4 protein-coding genes are annotated in these 3,491 nt (G+C 78.2%); 2 read left to right on the top strand and 2 right to left on the bottom strand.

All coding sequences use genetic code 11. From position 1 onward, the window contains the following. The first annotated feature begins 108 nt into the window (after nt 1-108). Nucleotides 109-1,239 carry an aldose epimerase family protein gene (locus GTR02_RS20610; protein ID WP_166609349.1) on the top strand — a complete coding sequence of 377 codons (1,131 nt, stop codon included), beginning with the start codon at nt 109-111 and terminating at the stop codon, nt 1,237-1,239. 33 nt (nt 1,240-1,272) lie between these two features. On the opposite strand, the gene GTR02_RS20605 is transcribed toward GTR02_RS20610, so the two are convergent. Further along, a complete protein-coding gene (locus GTR02_RS20605; protein ID WP_166609348.1) occupies nt 1,273-1,776 on the bottom strand; it encodes an OsmC family protein in 504 nt (167 codons plus the stop codon). A gap of 85 nt (nt 1,777-1,861) precedes the next feature. On the opposite strand from GTR02_RS20605, the gene GTR02_RS20600 reads away from it, so the two are divergent. Beyond that, nucleotides 1,862-2,473 carry a DUF7711 family protein gene (locus GTR02_RS20600; RefSeq protein ID WP_166609347.1) on the top strand — a complete coding sequence of 204 codons (612 nt, stop codon included), beginning with the start codon at nt 1,862-1,864 and terminating at the stop codon, nt 2,471-2,473. Nucleotides 2,474-2,511: 38 nt separating this feature from the next. Here the strand turns inward: GTR02_RS20600 and GTR02_RS20595 are convergent, their stop codons facing one another. After that, nucleotides 2,512-3,426 carry a diacylglycerol kinase family protein gene (locus GTR02_RS20595; RefSeq protein ID WP_166609346.1) on the bottom strand — a complete coding sequence of 305 codons (915 nt, stop codon included), beginning with the start codon at nt 3,424-3,426 and terminating at the stop codon, nt 2,512-2,514. Nucleotides 3,427-3,491: the final 65 nt, after the last annotated feature.

The raw sequence follows: 3,491 nt of genomic DNA, 5'->3' as shown, positions 1-3,491 counted from the left end.
GACACGCGGCCCCACCCCGGCCGGGCGAGCGCGGGTCGAGGACCCGGCCGGGGTGGGGCCGCGTGTCCGCCGGTCGTGCCTGTCGGTGGGGTCGGGCACCATGCGGGCATGCAGTCCACGACTCCCCCCGCCGGCACCGGCACACCCGCGACGGGCGCCGTGACGCGCACCGTCTTCGGCCGCACCCTGCGCGGCGAGGTCGTGCACCGCCTGGAGCTGCGGCTGTCCTCGGGCGCCTCGGCCGCCGTGCTCACCCGGGGCGCCGCCCTGCAGCAGCTGCGGGTCCCCGACCGCGACGGGACGCTGGGCGACGTCGTCGCCGGGCTGGCGGACGTGGCCGCCTACGAGGCGGACACCGGCTACCTGGGGGCGGTCGTGGGTCGGGTGGCCAACCGCATCGCGGGGGGCCGCTTCGAGCTGGAGGGGACCCGGCACCAGGTGCCGGTCAACGACGGTGCGCAGGCCCTGCACGGCGGGGTCGAGGGCTTCGACCAGCGCGTCTGGCACGCCGAGGAGGTGACCGGGGGCGCCGGGCCCGCGGTGCGGCTGCGGCTGGTCAGCCCCGACGGCGACATGGGCTTCCCCGGCGAGCTGCTGGCCGAGGTCGTCTACGCGCTGTCCGAGGACGCGTCCGGGGTGCACCTGGAGCTCGCCTACCGGGCCGGCACGGACGCCCCGACGCCCGTCAGCCTCACCAACCACGCGTACCTGAACCTCGACGGCCCGGGCACCGGGACGGTCGAGGACCACGAGCTCGTGCTCGCGGCGGGCCGCTACCTGCCCGTGGACGGCGGCCTCGTCCCGACGGGCGAGCTCGCCGACGTCACCGGGACGCCGTTCGACTTCCGCGCCCCGCGGCGCGTCGGCGCGTCGCTGCGCGAGGCGGACGAGCAGCTGCTGCTCGCCGGGGGCTACGACCACAACTGGGTGCTGGACGACTGCGGCCCCGGCCGGTTCGCGACGGCCGCCGTGCTGACGAGCGCGCGCAGCGGCCGCACGCTCACCGTCTCCACCGACCGCCCGGGCGTGCAGTTCTACTCGGGCAACTTCCTCACGGGCGCGGTCCGCACGCCCGAGGGCCGCCCCGTCCGGCAGGGCGATGCGCTGTGCCTGGAGACGCAGGCCCTGCCCGACGCCGTCAACCGCCCGGAGTTCCGGACCGCGGAGTTCGGCGACGTCGTCCTGCGACCGGGGCAGGTCTGGGAGACCCGCACGGTGCTGACGCTGGCGGCGGGCTGAGCGGCGCGGCGGGCCGGGGACGGCCGCGGCGCCTCAGGCGCGGCGGACCGTGAGCGTCGGCGGGACCCGCAGCGTCTGCGCGATGACGCAGTAGCGCTCGGCGAGCTGGACCAGCTTCGCCTCGGTGGCCTCGTCGGCGTCGGAGCTGAAGTCGAAGGTGATGGTCACGTCGGTCAGGCCGACGGGGACCGCCCGGTCCACCCCGAGGGTGCCGCGCGCGTCCCACGTGCCCTCGGCGGTGACGGAGGCGTTGCGCAGCTCGACGCCCATGGCCGTGGCGACGCTGCGCAGCGTCACCCCGGCGCACGCGGCGACGGCCTCGCAGAGCATGTCGGCCGAGCACGCCTCGGTGCCGTCGCCGCCCGCCGCCGGGTGCAGCCCGGCGCGGGTCGTGCCGGCGAAGCCGTCGACGGAGACCCCGATCGACGCCCCGTCCAGGACGGCCACCGCCTTCGCGGGGACGGCCGCGCTCGCGCCGTCCTCCCGGTACTTGTCCTTCAGCGGCTTCTGCAGGGCCCTCAGGTCGGTCGCGTCCACCGGGGCACCCTAGGGCATCCCCGGGGACCCGGCAGGGGCTGGTGGCGGGGGTGTCCGCGGCCCGGTGGCGGGCACAGTGGCTCCCGTGAAGTGGTCGACGGTCCTCCAGAAGGTCGAGCAGGTGGTGGCGGCGTGCCAGGCGATGGCCGCGACCCCGCCGGGGATCGTCCCGCTGCGCGTGCGCTCCGCGTGGCTGGTGGGCGACGTGCTGGCGGGACCGCGCGACGACCTCGACGTGGTCGCGGTCGCCCTGGCCGTGGACCAGGACGTCGCGTGGGGCACGCAGCCGCAGGGGGCCGGGCAGTGGCTCCGCGCCGCCCGGCTGGCGACCGCCCCGGTCAGCGTGACGTGGCGGCCGGCGCACGCCGTCGCCAACCACGCCGTCGTGCGGCCCCTGCGCTGCTGGGACGACGCGGACGGCGCCGACGAGGCCGTCCTGGCGGCCGTGCGGGCCGGGACGGCGCCGGCCCTGCGCTCGGCGGCGCCCACCCCGCAGGAGCGGGCGGCCCGGCTGGAGGCCGACCTCGCCACGAGCCTCGCCGCGCTGCGCCGCACGAGCGCGGACGTCGTCGAGCACCGCCACTCCCCCGGCTCACCCGCGAAGCGGGCCGACGCGCTGGCCGACGCGGCGGCGGGCTACCTGGCGCTCCTCGACGCCCGCGACGCCCGCGACGCCCGCGACGCCGCGGGAGCCTGACCGGCCGCGGCGGCCGGGGACGCGGAGAGGGTGACGGCTCAGAGCGGGCAGACGACCTGCCAGGCGTCGGGGTGCATCTCGAAGCGCTCGTGCCGCTGGGGGTCGGTGACCTCACCGTCGGAGTTGAGCCGGAAGGTCCCCGACAGCGCGGTGACCTCCACGACCCGGCCCTTGGCCGTCCGCACGTCCTGGCGCTCGACGTGCACGCCCCGGCGCAGGCCGGCCGCGAAGCCGGCCCGGGCCAGCGGGCCCGTGGAGGTGGAGACCACGACGTCGGCGACGCCGTCGTGCGGGTCGGCGTCGGGCACGAGGCGCGCGCCGCCGCCGATGGTCCCGCCGAGGCCGATCCCCACGACGAGCAGCGGGCGGTGCCCGTCGGCGAGCACCTCGTCGTCGACGCTCACGCGCAGGTGGTACCCGGCCCCCGCCCGCACGCCGGCCCACAGCGCCCCGACGGGGTAGGCCCCGGCGCCCAGGTGGCGCTTGAGCTGCTGCGCCCGCGCGGTGGCCGAGGCACCGATGCCCGCGTGGACGGTGTTGACCGTGGTCCGGCCGCGGCTGTCGACGAGCAGCTCCAGGTGGCGGGCCCGGCCCGTGACGGCGACGCGCGCGGCCGCGACCGGGTCCAGCGGCAGGCGCAGGGACCGCGCGAGGTCGTTGCCCGTGCCCAGCGGCACGACGCCGAGCGGCCCGACGTCCAGGGCGGCGCCCGCGCGGTGCAGGAGCTGCACGGCCGCGTGCAGCGAGCCGTCGCCGCCGAGGAGCACGAGGCGCCGACCGCCCCCCTCCAGCAGGGCGTCGCGGAGGTCCTCGAGCGACGTCGTGCGCCGCAGCTCGACGTCGCACGTGCGGGCCATCTCGGCGATCACCGAGCGCACGACGGGTGCTCCGGCCGAGCCGGCCCCGGCGTTGACGAGGGCGAGCACCCCGGCGGGGGGTGGAGCTGATGGCACGGGCCACCTCCTGTCCTGCCCCGACAACGGCGGGTGGGGGGCGGAGGTGCCGCGCGTCCGGGGGA

The sequence above is a fragment of the Kineococcus siccus genome (assembly GCF_009906795.1).
Lineage (GTDB): Bacteria > Actinomycetota > Actinomycetes > Actinomycetales > Kineococcaceae > Kineococcus > Kineococcus siccus.
Note: the sequence above shows the minus strand (reverse complement) of the source record. Positions and strands in the feature narration are given on the sequence as shown.

Bases quoted from the DNA above. Each gene is read 5' to 3' on its own strand.
- GTR02_RS20610 (WP_166609349.1), top strand. From the start codon at position 109: ATGCAGTCCACGACTCCCCCCGCCGGCACCGGCACACCCGCGACGGGC.